Below are 528 nucleotides of genomic sequence, written 5' to 3'. Positions count from 1 at the left end.
GTACCAATGCGCAGGCCTCGGTATTCAACCGGAGCTTTGCGTTTTAGGCCACGAACGGACTCTTCGAATAGCATTACGAATTCGATGTATTCGTCGTACATGCCTTCGCGTACTTGTTTAACATCATCGTACAAACGGAAGTTCGTCATGTCTTTGGTAAGAGCTTCGCCTGACTCCATTCCAGGAATGCTATCAAAGGTGACGCCACCAGTAAGAAGGCTTTCAAGCGAGCCAAATTTCACTTCAAATCCTTCCGCATTCAATTGTAGATCGAGGCCTGAATTGAGCCAGAATTTGGTGCGAGTGCGCACTAAACTGTCGTAAGGCTTAAAGATGAAAAGTTGGTAAAGAGCACGGCGTGTATCTACGTCAAAGCTGGTTTTCTCTACTCGTCCAACCGTAAAGCCTTTATAAATAACCGGGTCACCCACACCAAGCTTACCTGCTTCACGGTGAGTCAAGACAATGCGCAGACCTTCTGCGTCAGGCGAAGCGACCGGTGGAACATCCAGAACTGCGAAATGATCT

1 protein-coding gene is annotated in these 528 nt (G+C 47.7%); it reads right to left on the bottom strand.

Annotated elements, in window-relative coordinates; all coding sequences use genetic code 11:
• On the bottom strand, window positions 1-528 hold a 528-nt coding region (locus R7040_RS29745; RefSeq protein WP_318098087.1), incomplete at both ends, for an MlaD family protein.

Source organism: Vibrio sp. 1069 (genome assembly GCF_033340555.1).
Note: the sequence above shows the minus strand (reverse complement) of the source record. Positions and strands in the feature narration are given on the sequence as shown.